Raw genomic sequence first — 708 nt, 5'->3', positions numbered from 1 at the left:
CACCCCAAAACGAAACAGATTTTGCTTATATTATTTTAATATATTTAGATTGAAGGCAAAAAAATCTAAATCAAAGGAATTAATATGAGTATCTTTAGCATCAATGATAACTCAAATTATAATTCTATACTTTCACAAGCAAAAGCTAATAAAGAATTCTAAAATAAGTTTTGCTAATACTTTTTTAAAACAAAATGCTAGTAAATTAAATGAAATTCAAAGTGCAAATTCACAAACCCTGGTAAGAAGTGAAGTATTAAATTCTACTAATATATCAAATACTAGCAATAGTATAAGTAGTAAAACAAGTTCTCCCAACTATGATATATCAAGTGAATTTAAAAACTCTATTTATACTCTAAAATATAAACAAGCAGATATAAGTAATACTTCTACTAATACAGCTTATGGTTATAGTGTAGATAAAGATGGCTATATGGGAAGTGATTTTAACAAAGCCGCAGGATTGCCTGAAGATTTTAAGATACATAAATCTACTTTGGATGAGATTAAAAAAGCTGCTGAAAATGAACCTTATATTGCAGATATGAAACAATATTTTGGTGTAAGCGAGTATTATACTAATATCGATATGGCTGAAACCATAAAACAATATTATAATCAATTTAATCAAATTGTTAATCATACTTTTAATGATACCAATAAAACAAGTTTCACTGAAACAGATATAAATTCTATGCCTAAGGG

General features: G+C 26.1%; 1 pseudogene. It reads left to right on the top strand.

Going from position 1 to position 708, the window contains the following annotated elements:
* Positions 1–103: 103 nt before the first annotated feature.
* Positions 104–708, top strand: a pseudogene (locus FBF15_RS09345) (hypothetical protein); the annotation flags it as partial.

Source organism: Campylobacter sp. CFSAN093233, assembly GCF_011068165.1.
Lineage (GTDB): Bacteria > Campylobacterota > Campylobacteria > Campylobacterales > Campylobacteraceae > Campylobacter_D > Campylobacter_D jejuni.
This window is presented reverse-complemented; position numbering and strand designations above follow the sequence as displayed.